Genomic DNA, 22,499 nt, shown 5'->3' with positions numbered 1-22,499 from the left:
ACGCCCGACCCTCCGTGGAGGACCGGGCGTCGTGCGACCGGGGTCGCGGACCGGGTCAGACGAGGCCGTCGCAGCCGTCCTCGTGCGGCAGCAGCGGGCGGATCGCCGCCTCGTACGTCACGCCGTCCTGCTCCCACATCGTGAGCTGGTTGGCGCCGCGCAGCGTCTCCAGCAGCGTCGCCGCCTCGTCACCCTCGACGACGACGCACTGCTCCGCGTCGGCGAGCGAGGTCGGCACCGGCCACGGGAGCACCTGCCGCTCGATCTCGGACGGCATCGACCCCTGCTCGACCGGCTCGTCGTCGGCCGTACCCTCCGACGGCGCACTGCCGTCGACGCCGCCACCATCCGTCGCGCCACCCTCCGTCGCGCCACCCTCCGAGGCGTCCGCACCGCCCTCGGCGCCGTCCCCCCCCTCGAGCGACGGGTCGAGCACCGGGACCTCGGCCGGCCACGCCATCACGGCGAAGGTCTCGAGGGGCAGCTCGGTGGGCTCGCCCGACGACGCGACGAGGTCGTTGGCGTCGGCGATGAAGCCCGCGAGCGCCTGCCGCGCCACGACCTGCTGCTCGTCCAGCGCGTCGCCGACCTCCTCGCCGAGGCCCAGGGCCTCCGCGGTGTGCGTGTAGGACTCGCCGTCGACCGTGAGGACGAGGGTCGTCGCACCCGCGTCGGCGATGGGCGGCATGCCGTAGTCCGGCGCCTCGGCGAGCAGCCCTGCCTCGCGGGCCTGCTCGACCAGCGCGTCGACGTCGTCGGCCGACAGCTCGTGGAGCTGCAGGTTCGGCAGGAGCGGCTGCGGGTAGATCTCGATCATCGGGCCCTGGACCACCGCGCGACCGTCGTCGTACACCGTCAGCTCGGGCACCCGCGCGAAGTCCCACCCGCGGGGCACGAACCCGCCGCCGTGCGACACCTGAAGGAGCGGCGCGCCGTCGGCCGTGGGCGTCCCCCCACCGTCGCGGTCCGACCCGTCGCCCCCGGCGTCGGCCGACTCGCCGCCGAGGCTCGCGCACCCGGCGAGCGCGAGCGTCGCGGCCGCGGCGAGCGCACCCAACCGGCCGAGCGCACCCCGGGTCGTGCTCGTCCCTGTCGTCCTCACGCTGCGCATGGCACACCCCTCGCTCGTGGTCGTGGATCCCCCTGCGGGCCGCCCCGCCGTCGGCGGTCGACCTCGTCCCTCTGCCCTGTTCGTGTGCCGACAGCCGCCGTCCTTGCACGTCGGACCCGCTCGAGCGCCCGGACCGTCCCGCCGCCCGCCCCCGGGGGGGTGCGAGGCAGGGCACCGCTCCCCCACCGTGCCACGCAACCCCCCGGAACATCCCCGCCGCCCGCCCGGTTGCCGCCCGCATGAGAGCCATCGCGTACCACCGCTACGGCGGCCCCGAGGTCCTGGAGCTCGTCGACCTGCCGACGCCCAAGGTCGGCCCCGACTCCGTGCTCGTCCGCGTGCACGCGACGAGCGTCAACCCCGTCGACTGGAAGGTCCGCGAGGGCGGCCTCGACCCGCTCATGGACGCCGTCTTCCCGGTCGTGCCCGGTTGGGACGTCGCGGGCGTCGTCGAGCAGGTCGGCCTCGACACCCCCGAGTTCGCCGTGGGCGACGAGGTCTACGGCTACGTCCGCAAGGACGTGCTGGGCGGCGGGACGACGGCCGAGCTGGTCGCCGCGCCCGTGCGGACGCTCGCGCTCAAGCCGACGTCGCTCGACATGGCGCACGCGGCGGCGGTCCCGCTCGCGGGCCTCACCGCCTACCAGGCGCTCCGTCGGCTCGGCGTGACCGAGGGCGACGTCGTGCTCGTCCACAACGCGGCCGGCGGCGTCGGGACCTTCGCGGTCCAGATCGCGCAGGCGCTCGGGGCGCGCGTCATCGGCACCGCGTCCGAGGGCAAGCACGAGTTCCTCCGCGGGCTCGGCGCGACGCCCGTGTCGTACGGGGACGGGCTGGTCGACCGGGTCCGGGCCGAGGCGCCCGACGGCGTCGACGTCGTCCTCGACCTGGTCGGCGGCGTCGTCGGCACGACACCCGAGGTCGGCACGCCCGACGTGCGCGTCGGCTCGATCACCGACCCCGCCGCCGCGGAGCTCGGCGGCGAGTACATGTGGGTCCGGCCCGACGCGGCCGACCTCACGGCACTCGCGGCGCTGATCGACAGCGGCGCCGTGCGCGTCGAGGTCGCCGCGACGTTCCCGCTCGAGGAGACCGCCGCCGCGCACGAGCTGTCCGCCACGGGCCACGTCCAGGGCAAGGTCGCCATCACCGTCCCCTGACCAGCGCGCACCCTGCACGCACCCTGACACGCGGACGGGGCGTCGTCGTCGGTCTCCCGACGACGACGCCCCGTCGTGCTGTGCGGCTCGGCCCTACGGCTTGGGCCCGAGCGGTCCGTGGCCGTCGAGGTCCGGACGCGGGGTCAGCGACACCGGACGCTCGGCGCCGACCGCCACGCGCTCGTGGTGCTCCGACACGGCGCGCTCGACGAGCTCGACGACGTCGTCCATGGACCGCACCCACAGGCGGTGCTTGGGCGGGAGCGCGCGGATGACCTCGAGCTCCTGGACCAGGCGGCCGTAGATCTCCTCGCGGTACGTCTCGTCGGTCTCGATGTCGAGGTACTCCTCGGCGTGGTGCTTGGCGGCGTTGATCGCGTTCTGCGCCTTACCGCGCTGGCTGCGCAGCGAGATGATCACGGTGACGACGAGGACGCCGATGATCACGCCGAGGGACAGCTGTGTCGACACCTCGACGACGGGGACGTGCTCGCCGTCGTTGATGAACGGCACGTTGTTCTCGTGCAGCGCGTGCAGGATCAGCTTGACGCCGATGAAGCCGAGGATCGCCGCGAGGCCGTACGACAGGTAGATGAGCCGGTCCAGCAGGCCGTCGATGAGGAAGTACAGCTGGCGCAGGCCGAGCAGCGAGAACACGGTCGCCGTGAAGACGATGAAGACGTTCTGCGTGAGGCCGAAGATCGCGGGGATCGAGTCGAGCGCGAACAGCAGGTCGGTGCCGCCGATCGCGACCATGACCAGCAGCATCGGCGTCATGACGCGCTTGCCGTTCTCGACCGTGAAGAGCTTGTCGCCGTCGTAGTGGTCGGTCGTGTGGAACAGGCGCCGCGCGAGCCGGATGATGAAGTTGTCCGCGGAGTGCGCGTCCTCACCCTCGGGCTTGAGCAGGTTCCCCGCGGTGATCAGCAGGATCGCGCCGAAGATGTAGAACACCCACGCGAACGAGTTGATCAGCGCCGCGCCCAGCAGGATGAAGCCGGTCCGGGCGAACAGCGAGAACACGATGCCGAAGAGCAGCACCTTCTGCTGGTCCGCACGCGGCACCTTGAAGCTCGCCATGATGATCAGGAAGACGAACAGGTTGTCGACCGACAGCGCCTTCTCGGTGACGTAGCCCGCGAAGTACTCGGTGCCCATGTCGTGCCCACCGAAGACCCACACCGCGATGCCGAAGACGATCGCGATCCCCACGTACAGCGCGGACCAGATCGACGCCTCGCGCAGCGTCGGGATGTGCGCCTTCCGCACGTGGAAGAAGAAGTCGAACAGCAGCAGGCCGACGACGAGTGCGATCGTCGCCCCCCACACGGCAACGGACACGTCCATCCAGGGTCCTCCAACGAGCAGTGGGCGCGAGCGCGCGGGTCATCGATCCAGGCTGAGCAACGCCGGGGGGCGTCACGCGGTTCCCGACGGCCCGCGGACGGCCGCCGCGATGCCCACCCAGGGTGACATGCCGCCGCGGTTACCCGCGCTCCGGGCCGCCCCCCGCGTCCTCCAGCCGAACCCCCACCGTCGAGACAAGACTTCCTGTCGGCGTGTCGCGCGAATCGCCGACCGGAAGTCTTACCTCGACGCCAGGGGTGGGCGGGGTGGGTGCAGGGGTGGGTGCAGGGGTGGGTGCAGGGGTGGGTGCAGGGGTGGGCGGAGGGGTGGGCGCGGCGCCCGCGGCGGAATGCCGCGGTCGGGCGCAGAGTTGGCACTGACCGGGCCTCGCGCCCGACAGCACCGACGGAGGGCAGCACCCTGAGCAGCGACGACCGGTCCGGGACCGCACGCACGACGCCGACCCGCGCCGACGTCGGGTTCCGCAGCGAGCGCGGCCCGGTGCTCGTCGCCCTCATGACGACGACGGGGCTCATCGCGATCGACGCGACGATCCTCGCGACGGCCGTCCCGACGATCGTCGGCGACCTGGGCGGCTTCAGCTCGTTCCCGTGGCTGTTCTCGATCTACCTGCTCACGCAGGCCGTGAGCGTGCCCATCTACTCCAAGCTCGCGGACACGATCGGCCGCAAGCCGATCCTGCTCTTCGGCATCGCGATGTTCCTGCTCGGGTCGGTGCTGTGCGGGCTCGCGTGGAGCATGCCGGCGCTCATCGCGTTCCGCGCGGTCCAGGGGCTCGGCGCGGGCGCGGTCCAGCCGATGGCGATCACCGTCGTCGGCGACATCTACTCCCTCGCCGAGCGCGCCAAGGTGCAGGGCTACCTCGCGAGCGTGTGGGGCGTGTCGGCCGTCGTCGGGCCGACGCTCGGCGGGCTGTTCTCCGAGTTCCTCACCTGGAACTGGATCTTCTTCGTCAACGTCCCGCTGTGCGTCGTCGCCGCGTGGCTGCTCGTGCGGCACCTGCACGAGACCGTCGAGCACCGCGCGCACCGGATCGACTGGCCGGGCGGACTGCTCCTGACCGTGTCGCTGAGCCTGCTCATCCTCATGCTTCTCGAGGGCGGCAACGCCTGGGCGTGGACGTCGCCGGTGAGCGTCACGGGCTTCGCGGTGGGGCTCGCCCTCCTGGCGGCGTTCGCGCTCGTCGAGCGGCGCGCGGTCGAGCCCGTGCTGCCGATGTGGGTGCTGTCCCGCCGGCTGCTCGCGACGACGGCGCTCATCGCGGTCGGCGTCGGCGTGATCCTCATGGGCATCACGACGTACGTCCCGACGTACCTCGAGGCGCTGCTCGGCGCCTCGCCCCTGGTGTCGGGGCTGACGCTCGCGCTGCTGACGATCGGGTGGCCGATCTCGGCGTCGCTCGCGGGGCGGCTCTACCTGCGCATCGGCTTCCGGCCCACGGTGCTCATCGGCGGCGCGATCGTGCTCATGGCCACGGCGGCCCTCGCGGCGACGAGCGTCCGGCCGTCGCTCGTCACGGTCGGCGCGGCGTGCTTCCTCGCCGGGTTCGGGCTCGGGTGGGTCGCGGCGCCGAGCCTCATCGCCGCGCAGTCGAGCGTCGGCTGGGGCGAGCGGGGCGTCGTCACGGGCGCCAACATGTTCGCGCGGTCGGTGGGCAGTGCCGTCGGCGTCGCGATCCTGGGCGCCGTCGTCAACGCCGTCATGCGCGGCACGGACGCGTTCGCCGAGCCCGAGCGGTTCAACGACGCCGCGACCGGGGTGTTCGTCGTCGTCGCCGTCGTCGCCGTGGGCACGGTCGCCGCCGCGCTCGCGATGCCGCGCGAACCGCGCCCGGCCCAGGGTGGCGTGCCGACGGCGACCTCCGCACCAGGCGCCGCGGGCAGCCCAGGCGTCTCGGGCGCCGCACCAGGCTCCGCGGCCACGCCGGGCGTCTCGGGCGCCGCACCAGGCACCGCGACCGGGAGCCCCGCCGCGCACGGCTGACGGGGCCCCCGTCGCGACGGGGCTCCTGCGAGGGTCAGACCGCGGGCGTCGTCACGAGCACGACCTTCGAGGCCGCCCCGTTCACCTTGGCGGTGCCGGAGAAGACGGCGCGCAGCGGGTGCGTGCCCTCGGCGAGCGTGACGGGTGCGGTCCAGACGCCACGCGCGAGCGTCCCGCCGCCGACGACGACGCCGTCGTCCGTGAGCGTGACGTCACCGGCGACGACGCCGCCGGCCGTCGTGCGCACGGTGATCGTGACGACGTAGTCGGTGGGGTCGACCGTGGTCGACACCGGGTTGACGCGCAGCTGCACCTGGGGCAGCGGCTTCGGGGCCGGCTTGGCGACGGGCTTCGTGGTCGGCTTGCTGGTCTGCTTCGTCGCGGTCGTGGTCTTCGTCGACGACGACGGCGACTTCGGGGCGGCGACCGCCGCGGAGGCGGGGCCGAGCGCGACGGCGGTGCAGAGCGCGAGCGCCAGGGCGCGACGGCGGGTGGTGGTGGACACGGGTGCTCCTCGGGGGACTGGCGGACCCGTCAGGTCCGCTCCGCCGCCCGATCGTCAGCCGGGGTCGACGCCTGACCCCTCGATCTTGGGCCCGACGTCGTTTCACCCCCACGACCTGCGCGAACGCGGACAGAGGCCGCGTGACGGGTGTGCCGACCGATAGGCTCCCCGCGCCGCGCCCGGCTCGTCCGGATCCGGTGCGCCCGTGACGCCGTAGAGCTGGAGAGAACGCCCGTGAGCAACCCCGACGACCACTCCACGGGCTTCCCGCCCGCTGACAGCACCGGTCAGGGCGGCCCGACCCCGCCCCCGCCGCCCGCCTCGACGCCGTCGTACGGCGCGCCCGCCGGCGGCTACCCGACCCCGGCGGACGCGACGCAGCCCTACGGCGCGCAGCCCGGCGCGTACGGCCAGCCCGACGGCGGCGCCGGCTGGGCGCCGGCACCCGGCTACGGCGCCGGCCCCGGCTACGGCGCACCCGCCGCCCCGAAGAGCAACGGCATGGCCGTGACCGCTCTGGTCATCGGCATCATCGCGCTGCTGCTCGCCTTCATCCCGGTCGTCGGGGTGATCTCGGTGCTGCTCGGCATCGTCGCGATCGTGCTCGGCATCATGGGAAGGCGTCGCGTCGTCCCCGGCGTCGTCGGCGGCAAGGGGCTCGCGATCGGCGGCATCGTCACCGGCGCGCTCGGCCTGGTCATCGGCCTCGTCGTCTCGGTGATCCTCGGCCTCCTCGTCAACGCCGCGGTGACGGACGAGGACTTCCAGCGCGAGCTCGAGGAGGAGATCGAGCGGCTCGAGGAGGGTTCCGACGTCAACGGCGGGGCCACGACCGAGGAGGAGGCGACCGACGTCGTCGCCGAGGAGGAGGCCGCCGCCGAGCGCGTCGACTTCTCGTTCGTCACCTGCGAGCTCCTCGCCGACGAGGCCGTCCTCATCTCGGCCGAGGCCGCCGACGGCGAGCTGCTCGAGGTCAAGGACGCGGTCCTCGCGTCCGACGAGCGCGAGACCTACGTGGTCCCGACCGGCACCGACGAGGCCGTCGTCATGGGCTGCACCGGAACGGGCGTGTGGTCCGACGGCACCGAGCAGCCCGTCGCGCTCGAGCTGAGCACCGACGCGACCGGCGAGGCGTACGTCTACTACGCCGCGCAGTGACCGCCTGACCGACCGGCCTCTCGGTCGATCCAGCGCCCCGGGCGAGCGCGCACGCGCCGCCCGACCGCTCCACCCGCTCGACCCCGACGGGGGCCGCGGCGCACGGGCCACCCGCCCTGCGCCACGGCCCCCGTCGTGCTTGTCTGAGGCGTGCTCCTCGCCGCCTCGTCCGACCCGTCCCGCCTCACCGGGCTGGCCGGCTGGGTCGTCGACACGATCGAGCTGCTCGGCCCGTGGGGCGTCGGGCTGCTCGTCGCGCTCGAGACGGTCTTCCCGCCCATCCCGAGCGAGGTCGTGCTCCCCGTGAGCGGCTTCCTCGCGGGTCAGGGCCGCATGTCGGTCGTCGCGGCCGTCGTGGGCGCCACGGCGGGGTCGCTCCTCGGCGCAGGCGCGCTGTACGCGATCGGGGCGCGCCTCGGCGTCGACCGGCTGCACCGCGTCATCGACCGCGCGCCCCTCGTCGACCATGAGGACCTCGACCGCGCACGCTCGTGGTTCGACCGGCACGGCTCGACGGCCGTGCTCACCGGCCGGTTCGTACCCGTCGTCCGCAGCCTGGTGTCGGTCCCCGCGGGCGTCGAGCGCATGCCCGTGGCCCGCTTCCTGCTCCTCACCGGGCTCGGGTCCGCCGTCTACAACGGCGTCCTCGTCGGCGCGGGGTACCTGCTCGGGGGTCGGTGGACCGACGTCGGGCGGTACAGCGACCTCGTCAACGCCGTGCTGATCGGCGGCCTGGTCGCGCTCGTCGGCTGGTTCGTGGTCAAGCGCCTGCGGTCCCGGCGCCACGCGCCCGCCGGTCGGGGGTCCGGTCGTCCGTCCACAGGCGGGTGACGGTCCGGTCACGACCTGGGGACGCACGGCCCGCAGAACCGGACGAACCGTCATCATTCGACCGTGACGTCCGCCCGCCCCCTCGCCGCGCTCCTCGGCGCGCTCCTCACCCTCACCCTCGCCGCGCCCGTGGCGCCCGCGACCGCCGCTGCCTCGGGGACGGCGGACGCCGACACCCCGAGCGCCGCCGTCACGGGTGAGGTCGTGCGCCTCGCGGTCGAGAACCTCGACGGCACCGCGCACGAGCTCACGGCGGTCGTGCCCGACGACGGCGACGCGGTCCGGGTCGCCGACGACGCGCTCGCGACCGTCCCGAGCGGGAGCGTCGTCGAGGTGGTGACCACGGCCCCGACGGCCGCCGACCAGGACCCGACGGCGCTCGACTCGGGCGCGGACGTGCGCGAGGTCGAGGTGCTCGGGGCGCCGGGTGGCGCGGAAGGCGGTGGAGCGGGGGGCGATCCCTCCGCCGACGACGACGCCCCGCTCGGCATGCTGTCGCCCGGCACGCGCGCGGTGCACGTCATGAGCGCGACCATCTCGGGCCAGCTCTCCGACGGGTTCTCCGCCGACGACCTCGCGGAGCTCGTGCGGACCGACGTCGCGCCGTACTGGAGCGCGTCGACCGACGGGCAGGTGCGGCTGACGGTCGGCGCGAGGTCCGAGGGCGCGGTGCACACCGGGTGGGACGCGGACGAGGGGTGCTCGACCGCCGAGGTGTTCGAGCTCTTCGACTGGAGCGCGCGGCGGCTCGGGGCCTTCCCGGCAGCCGGGCAGCGCCGCCACACCGTCACGTACACGCCGCGCGTCGAGGGCTGCTGGTTCGGCGGGATCGCGCACATCGCCGACGGCGGGTCCGCGTGGATCAACGGCGGCGTGGGCAGCCCGGGGCTCGCCGACCTCGTCGGCCACGAGCTCGGCCACACGCTCACGCTGGGCCACTCGAACACGCGCTTCGAGTGCGCGGGCGGGGCCGACGGCTCGCTCGCCGACTGCCGCCACACCGAGTACGGCGACGGCTACGACACGATGGGCAGCGCGACGGGTCGCGACGGCCCGCTCAACGGTGCGCACCTCGCGACGATGGGCCTCCTCACGCCCGAGTCGTCGGTGACCGCGACGGGCCCGACGACGGTGGTCCTCGCACCCGTCGCGTCGGGTGCGGGCACGCGGTTCCTGCGCCTCACGGCCGACGACGGCGCGACGTACGTCGTCGAGCACCGCGGTGCCGTCGGGGCGGACGCCGACCTCGGCAGCCGTCGGCTCGCGTGCCCCGTCGTGCCGACGCCGTGCGCGTCACCGCAGCTGCTGCGACCGGGCGTGATCGTGCACCGCGTCGACAGCGCCGCGTCCGGCGAGCCGTCGTACCTGCTCGACGTCGGCGCGGCGCGGCCGCTGCACGACTCGTCGACCCCCGAGCCGACCCTCGCGGCGGGTGCGTCGTTCACGACGGCCGACGGGTCCTGGACCGTCGTCGTCGACGAGGTGGGTGCGACCGCGACGGTCCGGGCCGTCCCCCGCGACGACCCGCGCCGCTACGTGCCGGTCGGTCCGGTCCGCGTGCACGACGAGCGGACCGGGGTGCCCGCCGGGACGCCGGTGTGCCTCGACGTCACCGGGACGGACACCGGGGTGCCCGCCGACGCGACCGGCGTCGTGCTGACCGTCACGACCGTGCGGCCGACGTCGGTCGGGAACGTCGTGGTGTACCCCGAGGGGCGCGACGTCCCCGCGACGAGCACGGTGAACCTGAGCCCGGGCCGCGACGTCGCCAACACGGCCTTCGTCGCGCTGCCGCCGAGCGGGCGCGTCTGCTACCTCGTGCGCGGGCCGGGTCAGCCGGGCGTCGTCGTCGACCTCACGGGGTACCTGCGTGACGGGTCCGGGGTCGAGCTCACGGCACCTCGACGGCTCGAGGACCGGTCCGCCGTGCGCTCGGGCACGCCCGTCACGGTGCAGGTCACAGGGCGGGCCGGGGTGCCCGACGGCGCGACCGCCGTCGTCCTCAACGTGACCGCGGCCCGGACCACCTCGGGCGGGCACCTGCGCATGTGGGCCGCGGGCGCATCCGTCCCCGCGACGTCCACGCTCAACTACCTCCGGGGCGGCGACCGGGCCACGGCCGCTGTCGTGGCCCTCTCCCCCGACGGCGCGCTCACCTACCGGTCGCAGACCGCCGACGGCGGCCCGGTCCGGGTCGTGCTCGACGTCGTGGGGTACGTGACCGAGGGCGCCGCGTACAGCGCCACCGGGCCCCGCCGGGTGCTCGACACCCGGACGTCGGATCGCGTGCCTGGCGGCGACGCGCGGACCGTGACGCTCGACGCCGCGACCGGCGTGCCCGAGGACGCGACCGCGGCGGTGATGACCGTCGTCGCGGTCTCGCCGACGGGCGGCGGCCACCTCCGGGTCTTCCCCGCGCGAGCGGGTCAGCCGCCCTCGACGTCCGTCCTCAACTACGTCCCCGGGCGCGGCAACGACGTCGGCAACCTCGTCGTCACGGCGATCGGCGACGACCGTCAGGTCACGCTGCTCAACGTGCAGGGCGGGCGCGGGACCGAGGTGGACCTCGTCGTCGACGTCGTCGGCTACCTGACGGACGCGCCGTGAGACCACGGGGCCGCGGCGACCGGCGACACCCGCGGGGAGCGCTCCGTACGATCGCCGGATGACGCACCCCATCCGGATCGGTGTCCAGATCCAGCCCCAGCACGCCGAGTACGCCCAGATCCGCGACGCCGTGCGCCGCGCCGAGGACGCGGGCGTCGACGTCGTCTTCAACTGGGACCACTTCTTCCCGCTGTACGGCGACCCCGACGGCAAGCACTTCGAGTGCTGGACGATGCTCGGCGCGTGGGCCGAGCAGACGAGCCGCGTCGAGATCGGCGCGCTCGTGACGTGCAACTCGTACCGCAACCCCGAGCTGCTCGCGGACATGGCGCGGACCGTCGACCACATGTCCGGCGGGCGGCTGATCCTCGGCATCGGCGCGGGCTGGTTCGAGAAGGACTACGACCAGTTCGGGTACGAGTTCGGCACCGCCGGCTCGCGCATCGCCGACCTCGCCGCCGCGATGCCGCGCATCACGGCCCGGCTCGCCGCGGGCAACCCGGCGCCGACGCGCGACATCCCCGTGATGATCGGCGGCGGCGGCGAGCGCAAGACGCTGCGCGTCGTCGCCGAGCACGCCGACATCTGGCACAGCTTCGGCGACGTCGAGACGCTGCGCCGCAAGAGCGCGATCCTCGACGAGCACGGCGAGGCCGTCGGCCGCGACGCCTCCGCCGTCGAGCGCTCGGTCGGCGTCAACGCACCGCCAGCCGACGTCGCGGACGCCCTGGTCGACGCCGGGGCGACGCTCTTCACGATCGGCATCGGCGGGCCCGACTCCGACCTCTCGCTCGTCGAGCACTGGGTCCGCTGGCGCGACGAGCGCACCGAGGGCTGACGCCGGCGGGGGCGGCTGCCGAAGCGGCCGCCCTGCGTCGTCGGACGTCCCGACCTCAGCGCGGCATGAGGAGCGCACCGGCGACGATCGCCACCAGCGCCCCGGCGACCACGAGCAGGGCACGGTTGCGCACCGCGGCGTGCCCGATCCCGTCGTGCGGTCTCGGCAACCACCACGACAGGCCGACGAGGGCCGCCACGGCGGCGACCCACAGCGCGACGGCGCCGGCCGCGCTCATCGCAGCGGGAGCCCGACGATCCACGCGCCCCCGACCACCGCGGCCGCGACGCACACGAGGAGGAACACCCCCACCCACACCAGGCCAGGGACGCGCGTCAGCCCGGCGAGCACGTCGGCGTCGGACGCGCCGCGGCGCACACCGCGCCGCCGCTCGCGCGACCTCGACACCTGCAGCTCGACGACGGCACGCGGCGCTCCGAGCAGCAGGAACCACGTCACGACGTACGCGACGGCGACCTGCCACGCGGCCGGCGCCCACGTCGTGACACCCCACAGCAGCACGCCGCTGACGAGCACCGCCCACAGCCCGTAGAGGTTCCGGATCTGCACCAGCAGCAGCGCGAGCGCGACGAGCAGCACCCACAGCACGCCGACGGCGTACCCGCGCCCGAGCAGCCACGACGCACCCAGGCCCAGCACCGCGGGAGCGGGGTAGCCGGCGAACGCGGTCGCGACCATCCCCGGCCCGCGCGGCCGGCCGACCGACACCGTGAGGCCCGACGTGTCCGAGTGCAGCCGGATGCCCTGCAGCCGGCGCCCCGTGAGCACCGCGACGAGTGCGTGACCGGCCTCGTGCACGATCGTCAGGACGTTCCGCGCGACGCGCCACAGCCCCGGCACGAGCAGCACGACGACGACGAGCGCGGCCGCACCGAGGACGACGACGTCGTCGGGCACGGGCTGCGGGGTCGTCGCGGTGCGCCACGCCTCGCCGAACCACGCACGGACCTCGTCCACCGCACCTCCACGTCCCTCGGCGCCGTCGTCGGCCGCGCGCGCCCCAGCATGCCCGAGGGAACCGGTCCTCACGCCGTCGGCAGCACCCCGGCGCCCGGGATGACCTCGAAGACGAGCTGCGTCTCGGTGTGCCGCACCGCCGGGTGGACGTTGAGGTGGTCGAGCACGAGGTCGCGCAGCGCGGCGGCGGACCCGACGGCGACGTGCACGAGGTAGTCGTCCTCGCCCCCGACGTGGAAGATCGTCAGCGCGCCGGGCAGCGCGGCGAGCACGGACCGGAACGCGTGCACGACGTCGCGGCTGTGGGTGCCGAGCCGCACCTTGATCACCGCCTGGAGGCCGAGGCCGAGCGCCGCCGGGTCGATCTCGGCCGTGAAGCGCGCGATCACGCCCGCGTCGCGCAGCGACCGCACGCGCTGCAGGCACGTCGACTCCGCCACGCCGACGCGGGCCGCGAGCGCGGCGTTGGTGAGCCGCCCGTTCGCGACGAGCTCGGCGAGGATCCCGAGGTCGACGGCGTCGAGCGACGGGCGCACGTTCTTCGGCGGGCGAGGGACGTCCATGCGCCCAGGATGCAGCATCTGCGGCACGGCCCGCTTGACGCGACCGGACCTTCGGCGCATCTTCCCGTCCGCCGCGGATCCGGCCAGCATCAGCCCATGACACCGCTGTCACCCGACTCCGTGGCGGTCCACGCCGGCCGCGCCGACCTGACGGCGCTGGGCGTGCACGCGCTGCCCCTGGACCTCTCTTCGACCAACCCCCTGCCCGGGATCGACAGCGGCGGCGCGTCCTACGAGGCGATGGCTCTCGGCGGCCACCCGACCGACGGCGGCCACGTCTACTCGCGCCTGTGGAACCCGACCGTGGCGCGGTTCGAGGAGGCGCTCGCGGCGCTCGAGCACACCGCCGAGGCGGTCGCGTTCTCCTCGGGCATGGCGGCCGTCACGGCCACGGTCCTCGCGGCGCGCTCGCGCGGCGTCGGCGCGCACGTGGTCGCGGTCCGCCCGCTCTACGGCGGCACCGACCACCTGCTCGCGTCACCGCTGCTCGGCGTCGAGACGACGTTCGTGGCGCCGGACGGCGTCGCGGCGGCGGTCCGCCCGGACACGTGCCTCGTCGTCCTCGAGACGCCGGCCAACCCGACGCTCGAGCTGGTCGACGTCGCGGGGGTGGTCGCCGCGGCCCAGGGGCGACCCGTCGTCGTCGACAACACGTTCGCCACGCCCGTGCTGCAGAACCCCGCGGACCAGGGCGCGACGCTCGTCCTGCACAGCGCGACGAAGTACCTCGGCGGGCACGGCGACGCCGTCGGTGGCGTGGTGGCCACCGACGAGGAGTGGGCCGCCGCGCTGCGGCGCGTGCGTGCCGTGACGGGCGGGATCCTGCACCCGCTCGCGGGCTACCTCCTGCACCGCGGTCTGCCGACGCTGCCCGTGCGGGTCCGGGCGCAGCAGGGGTCGGCCGAGAAGCTCGCAGGCTGGCTCGCGGAGCTCCCCGCGGTCCGGCACGTGCACTACCCGGGGACGGCGGACGGCGACCCGCTCGGCCTCGTCGGCCGGCAGATGCGCGGCCCGGGCGCGATGCTCGCGATCCGCCTCACGGGTGGCTTCGAGCAGGCGGCCCGCGCGGTCGAGCGGGTCCGGCTGTTCACGCACGCGGTGTCTCTCGGCGGCGTCGACTCTCTCGTCCAGCACCCGGCCGCGCTCACGCACCGCCCGGTGCCGCCCGAGGCCAGGCCCGGCGCGGACGTCCTGCGGCTGTCGGTCGGGCTCGAGGACGTCGAGGACCTCCAGGCGGACCTCGCTCAGGCGCTCGCGGCCTGACCGCCTGAGCGCACCGGCGCGGAGGGGGCGTCGCCCGGCGACCTAGCCTTGCTCGTCGTGACCACCCCCGCGCCTCCGGAGCCGTCGCACCCGGGCCCCACGCCTCCGGAGCCGTCGCAACCGGCCCCCACGACCTCCGGAGGCGGAGCCACGCGGACCCAGTGCCCCCGCGACGCGGACCTCCCGCACCTGGTCGCCGCAGCCCTGGCGCGCTGGGGCCTGCGCGGGGCGGACGTCGTCGGCGTGCGCCGGTCGTACAACACCGTGGTCCACGTCGAGGTCGGCCACCGCCACCTCGCGCTGCGGGTCGCACCCCGGGTCGGCGTGCACGCCCCGGGCAGCGACGAGGCCGAGCGCACCCTGCTCGACCACCTCGCCGCGGCGGGCGCGGCCGTTCCCCGCGTGCACCCGACGATCGACGGCGCGGCCTCGACGACGGTCGACGGTCCCCACGGGCGCGTCACCTGCATGCTCCTGGACTGGGTTCCCGGCTCGGAGGTCCCGCGCCCGGCGACGCCCGGCGACGCCGCCGACCTGGGGCGGCTCTCCGCCACGCTCCACGACGCCGCCCCCACGGCACCCGGTCCGCCGTCGGGCGTGCTGGACGGTCGGCGCGTCCTGACGTTCCACGTGCCGGACCGCCTCGGCGAGGCCGGCGACCACGCACCCCTGCTGCTCGCCGCCCGGGCCTCGGCGCAACGGGCGCTGGACGACCTGTGGTCCTCGGCGCCCGAGCCGCCCCGCCTCCTGCACGGCGACCTCACGCCCGCGAACGTCGTGCGCTCGGGCGACCGGCTCGTCCCGATCGACTTCCAGGACGCGCTCCGGGGACACCCCGAGCAGGACGTCGCCATCACGCTCGTCCGGCTCGCGCGCGACGACGCGGCCGACGGCGGTGAGCGCTGCGCGGCCTTCCGCGCCGGGTACGAGGCGGTCCGCCCGTGGCCCCTCACGCCCGACGTCGCGCCGCACCTCGCGGCGGCCCGCAGCGTGCAGCTCGCGAACCTCGGCCTCGTGCTGCGCAACCCCGGGCTCGCCGAGCACCTCGACCTGCACGCGAGGGCCCTGCGGCCCTACGTCGAGCGGTCGGGCGCAGCCGCCGCGGACCGCTGAGCGGCGAGCGGCGATCGGCGGACCGCTGACCGACGCGCCGGTGAGCGGCGGCGTCCCGCCGTCGTCGGCGCGCGGGGCCCTCAGTCCGGCTGCCGCGCCTCGCGGATCGCGAGCACGACCGGCGGCGCGAGGACGGCTGCGGTCGTCGCACCCGCGATCGCCGCCCAGGTCGCGTCCGAGGCCGCGAGCGCACCCCCGTCCACGAGCCGCAGGGCCGCGCCCACGGCCGCCGTGACGACGACGGCGAGCGCCGACCAGCCGAGCACCGCGAGCCGCCGTCCGGGTGCGACGAACCGCCGCACCACGAGGACCGTCCCGACGGACCACACGAGCAGCGCGACCGCCCCGCCGGCCAGGAGGCCCATGATCACGGCGGCGAGGTCGGCCCACGTCTCGTGCTCGGGCGCCTGCGCGGCGTAGAGGGCCCCGACCCCGAGGCCGACGACGACGCCCGCGACGCCCGCCGCGACCAGGACGCCCACCATCCACAGCGCCAGGCGCGACCTGCGGCTCATGCGGACCTCCGAGGTGCACGGGAGCCGGACCGTCGTCGGCCCGGGTGCCCGCACGCTAGCGGGGTCAGCGCGACGAGCCGATGCGGGACGTGCTCGACACGCGCCGGACGAGCTCGCGCACGCCCTCGCCGCTCAGCACGAACGTCTCCTTGTCGGTGCACGACCACGCCTGCTCGCCGTCGACGTGGCCCTCGGCGCGCTGCACGAGGAACGTCACGTGGCCCCGTCGGTCCTGCGGGAGGGGCGTGACCTTCCACGTCACCTCGTGCCCGTCCAGGGGGTGCAGCCCGTGGAGCACGACCGACGTCGCACGCTCGTGAGCAGGACCCGCATCGAGAGTCGTCATCACACACCTCGCCGTCGTCAGCCGTCGCCAGTCGTCGGCGGCCGTCGGCACAGGCCGGCCCCGACCGGACGGCACCGCGCCGCCCTCACCGTCCAGATCGGCACCCGCCCGGCGGGGACAAGTGCTCCCGGAGGTGAATCACGACGCGCGCGCGTCGGAGCCCCGGCATAGCGTCGTGCCGACCGCCGACCGACCAGTGAGGCAGCCCATGAGCAGCACGAGGACCGACGACGACGCCCGGCAGGGCACGCCCGAGGGCACCACCGGCGCCGACGACCAGCTCACGGACCCGTCGCCCGGCGAGCTGACCGACCGCGCACCCGCCGCGGACGAGGCACCCGGCGCACCGCTCGTCCTGGTGCTGCACGGTGCGCGGGGCGACCTCTCGCGGCGCTCCGTCTACCCGGCGCTCGCGACGCTCCAGCGTCGCCGTCTGCTGCCGCAGCACTGGGCGCTGCTGGGGACGGGCCGCGAGGACATGGCCGACGACGAGTTCCGCGCGCACGTGGCCGCGTCGCTCGAGGAGTTCGGCCACGAGGGCGACGACCCCGAGGCCCTCACGCGGCACAGCGTGTTCTGCAGCGAGGTCGGCGACGACGACCCGGGCACCCTGCCGGCGGCGCTCGAGCGCGTCCGCGGCGTGCTCGCCGACGCGGCGGGCTGCGACCGCGACGACGTCGTCGTCGTGCACTACCTCGCGATCCCGCCCGCGGCGTTCGAGCCGCTCACGCGCAACCTCGGCCGGCACGGCCTGACGCGCGGGCCGGACGGGCGCGCTGAGACGGTGCGCGTCGTCTACGAGAAGCCCTACGGCACCGACCCGGATTCGTTCCACCGCCTCGACGCCGTGGTGCACGACGCGCTCGAGGAGCGGCAGGTCTTCCGGATCGACCACTTCCTCGGCAAGGAGGCGACGCAGAACCTGCACGTCCTGCGCTTCGCGAACGAGCTCTTCGAGAGCGTGTGGTGCCGCGACCACGTCGAGCAGGTGCAGATCGACGTGCCTGAGACGCTCGACGTCGCGCAGCGCGCCGAGTTCTACGACGCGACCGGGGCCGCGCTCGACATGGTCGTGAGCCACCTGTTCCAGGTCGCCGCGCAGGTCGCGATGGAACCGCCGAAGGGCATGAGCATCGACAACCTCGTCGCGGCGCGCGAGGCGGCGATCGCGTGCTTCCGGCCGCTGGACCCCGCCGACGACGTCGTGCTCGGCCAGTTCGAGGGGTACCGCGACATCGAGGGAGTCGACGACGCCTCGACGACCGACACGTTCATCGCGGCACGCCTGTGGGTCGACAACGACCGCTGGCGCGGCGTGCCGTTCCTGCTGCGCACCGGGAAGAGGATGGCCGCGTCGGCGCAGCGCGTGACGCTCGTGCTGCGCCGCGACCCCGTCCGGCTGTTCGGCGACAAGGTCGAGGCGGGGCTCATCAGCCTGTCGCTCAAGGGCGACGGCGCGATCGAGGTCACGACGAGCATCAAGAAGCCCGGGCCCGAGCTCGACCTCGTCCCGGGCACCGCGCGGCTGGACCTGTCCGACGTCGAGGGCGCCGAGCCGCTGTCGCCCTACGCGTCCCTCGTGCACGACGTGCTGGTCGGCGACCGGACGCTCTTCACGACGCCCGAGGGCCTCGAGGAAGCGTGGCGCGCGTTCGCGCCGATGCTCGGCGACGCGCGTCCCGACCCGCTGCCCTACGCACCCGGGTCCTGGGGCCCGGCCGAGGCGGACCGCCTCGCCGAGCCCCACGGGTGGGTCGTCCGCGGCTGACGTCAGCCGCGCGCGACCGGCACGCAGACGTCGGTGACCCACGCCGCGGGGTCGGGTGCCTCCATGGGGCCGACGACGTACACGTCGAACATCGGACCGTCGACGCGGTAGCCGTTCTCGGCGACCCAGCGCCCGATGGCCTCGGCGGCGGCCGGCATGCCCTCGTACGGGCCGTGCAGGCGGCCGCACGCGACGGTCGTCCCAGGGAGCTCGACGCAGCGGACGTCGTCGGAGCCCTCGAACGGCGCGACGACGTCGAGCCGGACCTCCACGTCGGCGTCGTGCTCGACGACGTCGGCGTCGTGGAAGACGGCGGCGGAGACGCCGTCCGGGGCGGGCACGGCGCCCACGCCGGGCAGCGCGGCCATGAGCCGGCCCCAGAGCTGCCCCTCGGCGCGGTACTCGGGGATGACGTCGCGCAGCGAGGCGACGGTGCGGGGCGCGAACGTGCGCAGGGCGACCTCGACGGGCGGGGTGGTCGTGGACATGGGTTCCTCCAGCTGGGCGATGAGGTGGTCCACCTTCCGGAGCCGGGCGGCGACGGCGTCGGCCTCGGTCTCGAGGTCGCCGCGGCGACCCTTGAGCACCGCGGCGAGGAGCGCGCGGTCGTCGAGGGCCGCGGCGCACCGCGCGAGCTCGGCGACCGGGAGCCCGACGTCGCGGAGCTCGACGACCCGGGCCGCCGTCCGCAGCAGGTCCACGGAGTAGCGGCGGTACCCGGTCCACGGGTCCGTCTGGGTCGGGTGCAGGACGCCGTGCTCGTCGTAGTGACGCAGCATCCGGACGCTGATCCGGGACAGCCGCGAGAACTCGCCGATGGTCAGCAGTCGCGCGCCGGAGGAAGGCATACCCACAGCACAGACCCTGCCACCGTGTCAGGGGCAAGGTGCCCGGATCCGCGCGGCCGGCACGCGGCGGACGCCGGACGGACGAGCCGTACCCCGGGCGGGCCGTTCGGGTGAGTCCGGTGGAAAGCCCCGAACCGGGCACGCGCACGTCGGTAGGCTCCCAGGGCGATCATCGTCGTCAGCAGGGGGACCGCATGCTCACCTTCGTCATCATCGGCGCCGCCGGCCTCGTGGTCCTGCTCGGGTCGCTCGTGCTGGGCGACGCCGTCGAGCTCGGTGACGGTGCGGTCTCCGGCACGTCGCTCGGTGCCGGCGCGGTCGGCTTCGGTGCGATCGGCGCGATCACCACCGCGCTCGGCCAGCCGGTCGGCGTCGCGTACGCCGCGTCCGCCGTCTTCGCGGTGCTCGTCGTCGTGGGCGTGGGGCGGATCATCGCGGGCCTGCGCGCGACCGAGGACGGCAAGCCGCGCGACCTCACGGGTGTCCAGGGCGTCGTGACCTCGACGATCATGCCCGGCGGGTCGGGCGAGGTCAGCCTCGACGACCCGACCGAGCTCGAGCGCCGCCTCGCGTGGTCCGACCAGCCGATCGCCGCCGGGACGCGCGTCGTCGTCCTCCAGCAGTCCGGCAGCCGGGTCAAGGTCGCCCCGGCCGACGCCTGACCTCCTCCACCACCACCAGAAAGGGGTCGGCGTGCCCAACGTGGACCAGCTCGCCTCCCAGACGATCGTGACCCTCTCGATCGTCGCCCTCGTCATCGCGCTGCTCGCGATCGTCGGGTTCGTCGCCAACCGGATCCGGCGCGTCCCGCCGAACGAGGCCCTCATCATCGTCGGCCGCGGTGCCGGCAGGGCCGCCGCCGGGGAGACCGGTCAGCGCGTCGTCGTCGGCGGCCGCGTCTTCGTGTGGCCGATCCTCCAGCAGGGCTTCCCGATCTCGCTCGAGCAGCGCCAGATCGGCATCACCGTCGAGGGCGTCGACAAGAACCGCATCAAGATCGCGATCAAGGCGTCGATCAACTTCAAAGTCCGGGGCGACGAGGAGGGCGTGCGCCGCGCCGCGCAGCGCTTCCTGTCCCAGCAGGGCACGCTGACCGAGATCATCAAGGAGTCGCTCGAGGGCTCGCTGCGGTCGATCGTCGGCGACATGACGATCGAGCAGATCATCAGCGACCGGAAGGGCCTGTCGGACCGCGTCGTCGAGTCCACCAAGGCCGACCTCGCCGAGCAGGGCCTCCAGGTGGACCTGCTCAACATCTCCGACATCTCCACGCCCGGGTCGGACTACCTCGCGAACCTCGGCCGCGCCGAGAACGCGCGCGCCCGCCAGGTCGCCGAGGTCTCCGAGGCCGAGGCGCGCCGCGCCGCCGAGTTCGCCGTCATCGAGGCGGCCGAGCAGATCGCCGAGCGCCAGAAGGCCCTCGACCTGCGCAAGGCGCTCATCAAGGCCGAGACGGACCGCGCCAACGCCGAGGCCGAGGCGTCGGGCCAGCTCGCGCGCGCCGAGCAGGACAAGCTGGTCGCGGCGCTCCAGCGCGAGGCGCTCGCCGAGCAGGCGCGCGTGACCGAGGAGCAGCTCGACATCGACGTCCGCAAGCCCGCCGAGGCCCAGGCGTACGCCGCCGTCCAGAAGGCCAACGCCGAGCGTGACGCGACGAACGCCGCGACCGAGGCCGACGCGTTCAAGCGGACCACGATCGCGACGGCCAACAAGACCGCCGCGATCCAGGACGCCGAGGCGGCCGCCGAGGCCGTCCGCCGCGCCGGTGAGGCCGAGCGCGACCGCCAGGTCGCCCTCGCCGCCGGTATCCGGGCCGAGGGTGAGGCGCGCGCCGCCGCGACCGAGGCCGAGGGCCGCGCCGAGGCCGCCGCGACCGACGCCAAGGCCGAGGCGCTCAAGAAGTACGGCCAGGCCGCCCTCGCGCAGGAGGTCATCTCGCGCCTGCCCGAGATCGTCCGGGCCGCCGCCGAGCCGATCGCGTCGGTCGGCCAGATGACGGTCGTCTCGACCGACGGCGCGTCGTCGCTCACGAAGAACGTCGCGTCGGTGCTCGGCGAGGGGCAGCAGGTCATCAAGCAGCTCACCGGGCTCGACCTGACGCAGCTCATCGGCGGCATCGCCGGGACGGTCGCAGGGTCGACCGGGTCCACCACGTCGAGCCCGACGTCGGACGGGCGCGTGCCGAGCGCCTGACCCGAACGCACCCGGACGCCGTCGGCCCCCGCTGGGGTCGGCGGCGCCCGTGCGTCGTGAGACCCGTCAGGACGTCGGGCGGTCCGCCGGTGCCCGTGCCGCCGGCCCGGTCAGGACGCCGGGTCGACCACCCGCGCACGACCCGCGACGAGCAGCGCCGCGCCGACCGCGACCGTCACCGCCCCCGAGACGAGCAGGCTCGCGCGCGCGCCGATCGCGGCGACCACACCCGCGCCGATGGCGAGCCCGACGAGGTTCGCGACCTGGAGGCCGCCGCTCACGGCGGCGAAGACCCGGCCGCGCTCGGCGTCGGCGGTCCGGGCCCGCACGAGCGCGTTGAGCGCGACCCGCTGCGCCGCGTTGGCCGCGCCGCCGAGCACCCACCCGATGCCGACGGCGACGATCGAGACGACCGAGCCGGTCACGAGCAGGCCGACGCCCATGAGCACGACCGCGCCGGCCAGCGCCCGGAAGAGCGCCTGCTGGCCGACGAGGCGCCCCGCGGCCCACCCGCCCAGCACACCCGCCGCGGGCCAGAGCGCGGTGACGACGCCGTACGCACCGGGCCCGGCGCCGACGTCACCGAGCACGTAGAAGACGTCGGCCACGTTGACGACGACGCTGACGAGGGTCGCCGCCGCGAGCCCGCCGACGCCGAGCAGCAGCACGCGGTCGGTCCGCAGTCGCGCGAAGCCCAGCCACAGCCCGCCGTCGTCGGCACCCGCGGCCCGCTCGGGGCGGCGGTGCGTGCGGACCGCGAGCACGGCCACCGCGAGCACGCCGTAGGACGCGGCATCGACGAGCAGCGCGGTGCGCACCGAGGTCGCCTCGACGAGCAGCCCCGCGACGGCGAAGCCCACGAGGAAGCCCGTCTGGCTGATCATCGAGAACCAGCCGTACGCACGCGTCGCCCGCTCCTCCCCCGTGACGCGCGGGAGGAGGGCCGCGATCACCGGGTTGCTGAGCGCGGTCCCGACGCCGAGCAGCACGAGGGCGCCGACGACGACGCCCTCGCGCCCGGGGCCGAGCCCGACCACCGCGGCCAGCAGCACGGCGACACCCTGCAGCAGCGTCGCGGCGACGAGCAGGGGACGGTTGGACACGCGGTCGACGAGGCGCCCGACGACGGGTGCGAGGAGAGCGATCGGCACGAGCTCCGCGCCGAGCGCCGCCGCGACCCACGCCGCCCCCGACGGCTCGAGGTGGACCATCACGGCGAGCAGCGACAGCGAGCCGCCGACGGTCGAGACGCCCGTCCCCGTGAGCAGGATCGCGAGGTCGCGCCGTGCCGTGCGCGCGTCGTGGGTGGGCGCGCCCGCCGTCGGCGGTGGTGCAGGGGTCACGGCGGTCG

General features: G+C 75.0%; 21 protein-coding genes. 11 read left to right on the top strand and 10 right to left on the bottom strand.

The features are described from left to right. Positions 1 to 55 precede the first annotated feature (55 nt). On the bottom strand, positions 56 to 1,102 hold the full coding sequence (locus IEV86_RS07025) for a hypothetical protein (protein WP_152605788.1): 1,047 nt from the start codon (positions 1,100 to 1,102) through the stop codon (positions 56 to 58). 248 nt (positions 1,103 to 1,350) lie between these two features. On the opposite strand from IEV86_RS07025, the gene IEV86_RS07020 reads away from it, so the two are divergent. After that, a complete protein-coding gene (locus tag IEV86_RS07020; protein WP_043609719.1) occupies positions 1,351 to 2,271 on the top strand; it encodes an NADP-dependent oxidoreductase in 921 nt (306 codons plus the stop codon). A 93-nt stretch (positions 2,272 to 2,364) separates the two neighbouring features. Here the strand turns inward: IEV86_RS07020 and IEV86_RS07015 are convergent, their stop codons facing one another. Continuing rightward, the gene (locus IEV86_RS07015; RefSeq protein ID WP_081978980.1) at positions 2,365 to 3,618 is read right to left on the bottom strand and encodes a TerC family protein; all 1,254 of its coding nucleotides are present in this window, start codon (positions 3,616 to 3,618) and stop codon (positions 2,365 to 2,367) included. Positions 3,619 to 4,134: 516 nt separating this feature from the next. Here IEV86_RS07015 and IEV86_RS07010 point away from each other — a divergent pair. Further along, positions 4,135 to 5,622, top strand: a complete 1,488-nt coding sequence (locus IEV86_RS07010; RefSeq protein ID WP_081978969.1) for an MDR family MFS transporter — start codon at positions 4,135 to 4,137, stop codon at positions 5,620 to 5,622. 34 nt (positions 5,623 to 5,656) lie between these two features. On the opposite strand, the gene IEV86_RS07005 is transcribed toward IEV86_RS07010, so the two are convergent. Continuing rightward, positions 5,657 to 6,127 (bottom strand): Ig-like domain-containing protein, encoded by a 471-nt coding sequence (locus tag IEV86_RS07005; protein ID WP_043610442.1) that lies wholly within the window; start codon positions 6,125 to 6,127, stop codon positions 5,657 to 5,659. Positions 6,128 to 6,361: 234 nt separating this feature from the next. On the opposite strand from IEV86_RS07005, the gene IEV86_RS07000 reads away from it, so the two are divergent. The 4 genes from IEV86_RS07000 (at position 6,362) to IEV86_RS06985 (ending at position 11,561) form a co-directional block, all read left to right on the top strand. Beyond that, the gene (locus IEV86_RS07000; protein ID WP_188484604.1) at positions 6,362 to 7,285 is read left to right on the top strand and encodes a DUF4190 domain-containing protein; all 924 of its coding nucleotides are present in this window, start codon (positions 6,362 to 6,364) and stop codon (positions 7,283 to 7,285) included. Positions 7,286 to 7,435: 150 nt separating this feature from the next. Further along, positions 7,436 to 8,116: a DedA family protein gene (locus tag IEV86_RS06995; RefSeq protein ID WP_043606827.1), complete on the top strand. Its 681-nt coding sequence runs from the start codon at positions 7,436 to 7,438 to the stop codon at positions 8,114 to 8,116. A gap of 63 nt (positions 8,117 to 8,179) precedes the next feature. After that, positions 8,180 to 10,723: a hypothetical protein gene (locus tag IEV86_RS06990; RefSeq protein ID WP_052426225.1), complete on the top strand. Its 2,544-nt coding sequence runs from the start codon at positions 8,180 to 8,182 to the stop codon at positions 10,721 to 10,723. 58 nt (positions 10,724 to 10,781) lie between these two features. Then, positions 10,782 to 11,561, top strand: coding sequence for an LLM class F420-dependent oxidoreductase (locus tag IEV86_RS06985; protein ID WP_043606831.1), 780 nt, complete (start codon positions 10,782 to 10,784; stop codon positions 11,559 to 11,561). Between the two features lie 55 nt (positions 11,562 to 11,616). Here IEV86_RS06985 and IEV86_RS06980 read toward each other — a convergent pair whose 3' ends face one another. The 3 genes from IEV86_RS06980 to IEV86_RS06970 all read right to left on the bottom strand — a co-directional run bounded on the left by IEV86_RS06980 (position 11,617) and on the right by IEV86_RS06970 (position 13,102). Beyond that, positions 11,617 to 11,799 (bottom strand): hypothetical protein, encoded by a 183-nt coding sequence (locus tag IEV86_RS06980; protein ID WP_043606833.1) that lies wholly within the window; start codon positions 11,797 to 11,799, stop codon positions 11,617 to 11,619. Continuing rightward, complete coding sequence (locus tag IEV86_RS06975; protein WP_043606835.1) at positions 11,796 to 12,539, bottom strand: M50 family metallopeptidase; 744 nt, start codon at positions 12,537 to 12,539, stop codon at positions 11,796 to 11,798. The genes IEV86_RS06980 and IEV86_RS06975 overlap by 4 nt, the downstream gene beginning before the upstream one ends. A gap of 68 nt (positions 12,540 to 12,607) precedes the next feature. Further along, positions 12,608 to 13,102, bottom strand: a complete 495-nt coding sequence (locus tag IEV86_RS06970; RefSeq protein ID WP_043606836.1) for an Lrp/AsnC family transcriptional regulator — start codon at positions 13,100 to 13,102, stop codon at positions 12,608 to 12,610. A gap of 96 nt (positions 13,103 to 13,198) precedes the next feature. Here IEV86_RS06970 and IEV86_RS06965 point away from each other — a divergent pair, with 96 nt between their 5' ends. Both IEV86_RS06965 and IEV86_RS06960 read left to right on the top strand, forming a co-directional pair. Then, the gene (locus IEV86_RS06965) at positions 13,199 to 14,365 is read left to right on the top strand and encodes a trans-sulfuration enzyme family protein (protein ID WP_043606838.1); all 1,167 of its coding nucleotides are present in this window, start codon (positions 13,199 to 13,201) and stop codon (positions 14,363 to 14,365) included. 57 nt (positions 14,366 to 14,422) lie between these two features. Next, positions 14,423 to 15,478, top strand: coding sequence for a phosphotransferase enzyme family protein (locus tag IEV86_RS06960; RefSeq protein WP_161784051.1), 1,056 nt, complete (start codon positions 14,423 to 14,425; stop codon positions 15,476 to 15,478). Between the two features lie 80 nt (positions 15,479 to 15,558). Here IEV86_RS06960 and IEV86_RS06955 read toward each other — a convergent pair whose 3' ends face one another. Together IEV86_RS06955 and IEV86_RS06950 are read right to left on the bottom strand one after the other, a co-directional pair. Next, positions 15,559 to 15,993 (bottom strand): hypothetical protein, encoded by a 435-nt coding sequence (locus IEV86_RS06955; protein ID WP_152605655.1) that lies wholly within the window; start codon positions 15,991 to 15,993, stop codon positions 15,559 to 15,561. A gap of 64 nt (positions 15,994 to 16,057) precedes the next feature. Then, on the bottom strand, positions 16,058 to 16,339 hold the full coding sequence (locus tag IEV86_RS06950) for a hypothetical protein (protein ID WP_152605656.1): 282 nt from the start codon (positions 16,337 to 16,339) through the stop codon (positions 16,058 to 16,060). Positions 16,340 to 16,547: 208 nt separating this feature from the next. Here IEV86_RS06950 and IEV86_RS06945 point away from each other — a divergent pair, with 208 nt between their 5' ends. Continuing rightward, positions 16,548 to 18,107 (top strand): glucose-6-phosphate dehydrogenase, encoded by a 1,560-nt coding sequence (locus IEV86_RS06945; protein ID WP_081978741.1) that lies wholly within the window; start codon positions 16,548 to 16,550, stop codon positions 18,105 to 18,107. Positions 18,108 to 18,109: 2 nt separating this feature from the next. On the opposite strand, the gene IEV86_RS06940 is transcribed toward IEV86_RS06945, so the two are convergent. Next, positions 18,110 to 18,955, bottom strand: coding sequence for a MerR family transcriptional regulator (locus IEV86_RS06940; protein ID WP_043606844.1), 846 nt, complete (start codon positions 18,953 to 18,955; stop codon positions 18,110 to 18,112). Positions 18,956 to 19,149: 194 nt separating this feature from the next. On the opposite strand from IEV86_RS06940, the gene IEV86_RS06935 reads away from it, so the two are divergent. Together IEV86_RS06935 and IEV86_RS06930 are read left to right on the top strand one after the other, a co-directional pair. Further along, positions 19,150 to 19,617: an NfeD C-terminal domain-containing protein gene (locus IEV86_RS06935; RefSeq protein ID WP_043606846.1), complete on the top strand. Its 468-nt coding sequence runs from the start codon at positions 19,150 to 19,152 to the stop codon at positions 19,615 to 19,617. Positions 19,618 to 19,648: 31 nt separating this feature from the next. Beyond that, positions 19,649 to 21,148 (top strand): SPFH domain-containing protein, encoded by a 1,500-nt coding sequence (locus IEV86_RS06930; protein ID WP_438501605.1) that lies wholly within the window; start codon positions 19,649 to 19,651, stop codon positions 21,146 to 21,148. Between the two features lie 110 nt (positions 21,149 to 21,258). Here the strand turns inward: IEV86_RS06930 and IEV86_RS06925 are convergent, their stop codons facing one another. After that, on the bottom strand, positions 21,259 to 22,491 hold the full coding sequence (locus IEV86_RS06925; protein ID WP_043606848.1) for an MFS transporter: 1,233 nt from the start codon (positions 22,489 to 22,491) through the stop codon (positions 21,259 to 21,261). Positions 22,492 to 22,499: the final 8 nt, after the last annotated feature.

The sequence above is a fragment of the Cellulomonas carbonis genome (assembly GCF_014636275.1).
Classification (GTDB): Bacteria; Actinomycetota; Actinomycetes; order Actinomycetales; family Cellulomonadaceae; genus Actinotalea; species Actinotalea carbonis.
Note: the sequence above shows the minus strand (reverse complement) of the source record. Positions and strands in the feature narration are given on the sequence as shown.

Excerpts from the sequence above, each read along its gene's own strand:
- IEV86_RS07020 (WP_043609719.1), top strand. The coding sequence starts at position 1,351 with ATGAGAGCCATCGCGTACCACCGCTACGGCGGCCCCGAGGTCCTGGAG.
- IEV86_RS07015 (WP_081978980.1), bottom strand. The coding sequence starts at position 3,618 with ATGGACGTGTCCGTTGCCGTGTGGGGGGCGACGATCGCACTCGTCGTC.
- IEV86_RS07010 (WP_081978969.1), top strand. The coding sequence starts at position 4,135 with ATGACGACGACGGGGCTCATCGCGATCGACGCGACGATCCTCGCGACG.
- IEV86_RS06985 (WP_043606831.1), top strand. The coding sequence starts at position 10,782 with ATGACGCACCCCATCCGGATCGGTGTCCAGATCCAGCCCCAGCACGCC.
- IEV86_RS06980 (WP_043606833.1), bottom strand. The coding sequence starts at position 11,799 with ATGAGCGCGGCCGGCGCCGTCGCGCTGTGGGTCGCCGCCGTGGCGGCC.
- IEV86_RS06970 (WP_043606836.1), bottom strand. The coding sequence starts at position 13,102 with ATGGACGTCCCTCGCCCGCCGAAGAACGTGCGCCCGTCGCTCGACGCC.
- IEV86_RS06965 (WP_043606838.1), top strand. The coding sequence starts at position 13,199 with ATGACACCGCTGTCACCCGACTCCGTGGCGGTCCACGCCGGCCGCGCC.
- IEV86_RS06955 (WP_152605655.1), bottom strand. The coding sequence starts at position 15,993 with ATGAGCCGCAGGTCGCGCCTGGCGCTGTGGATGGTGGGCGTCCTGGTC.
- IEV86_RS06950 (WP_152605656.1), bottom strand. The coding sequence starts at position 16,339 with ATGACGACTCTCGATGCGGGTCCTGCTCACGAGCGTGCGACGTCGGTC.
- IEV86_RS06945 (WP_081978741.1), top strand. The coding sequence starts at position 16,548 with ATGAGCAGCACGAGGACCGACGACGACGCCCGGCAGGGCACGCCCGAG.
- IEV86_RS06940 (WP_043606844.1), bottom strand. The coding sequence starts at position 18,955 with ATGCCTTCCTCCGGCGCGCGACTGCTGACCATCGGCGAGTTCTCGCGG.
- IEV86_RS06935 (WP_043606846.1), top strand. The coding sequence starts at position 19,150 with ATGCTCACCTTCGTCATCATCGGCGCCGCCGGCCTCGTGGTCCTGCTC.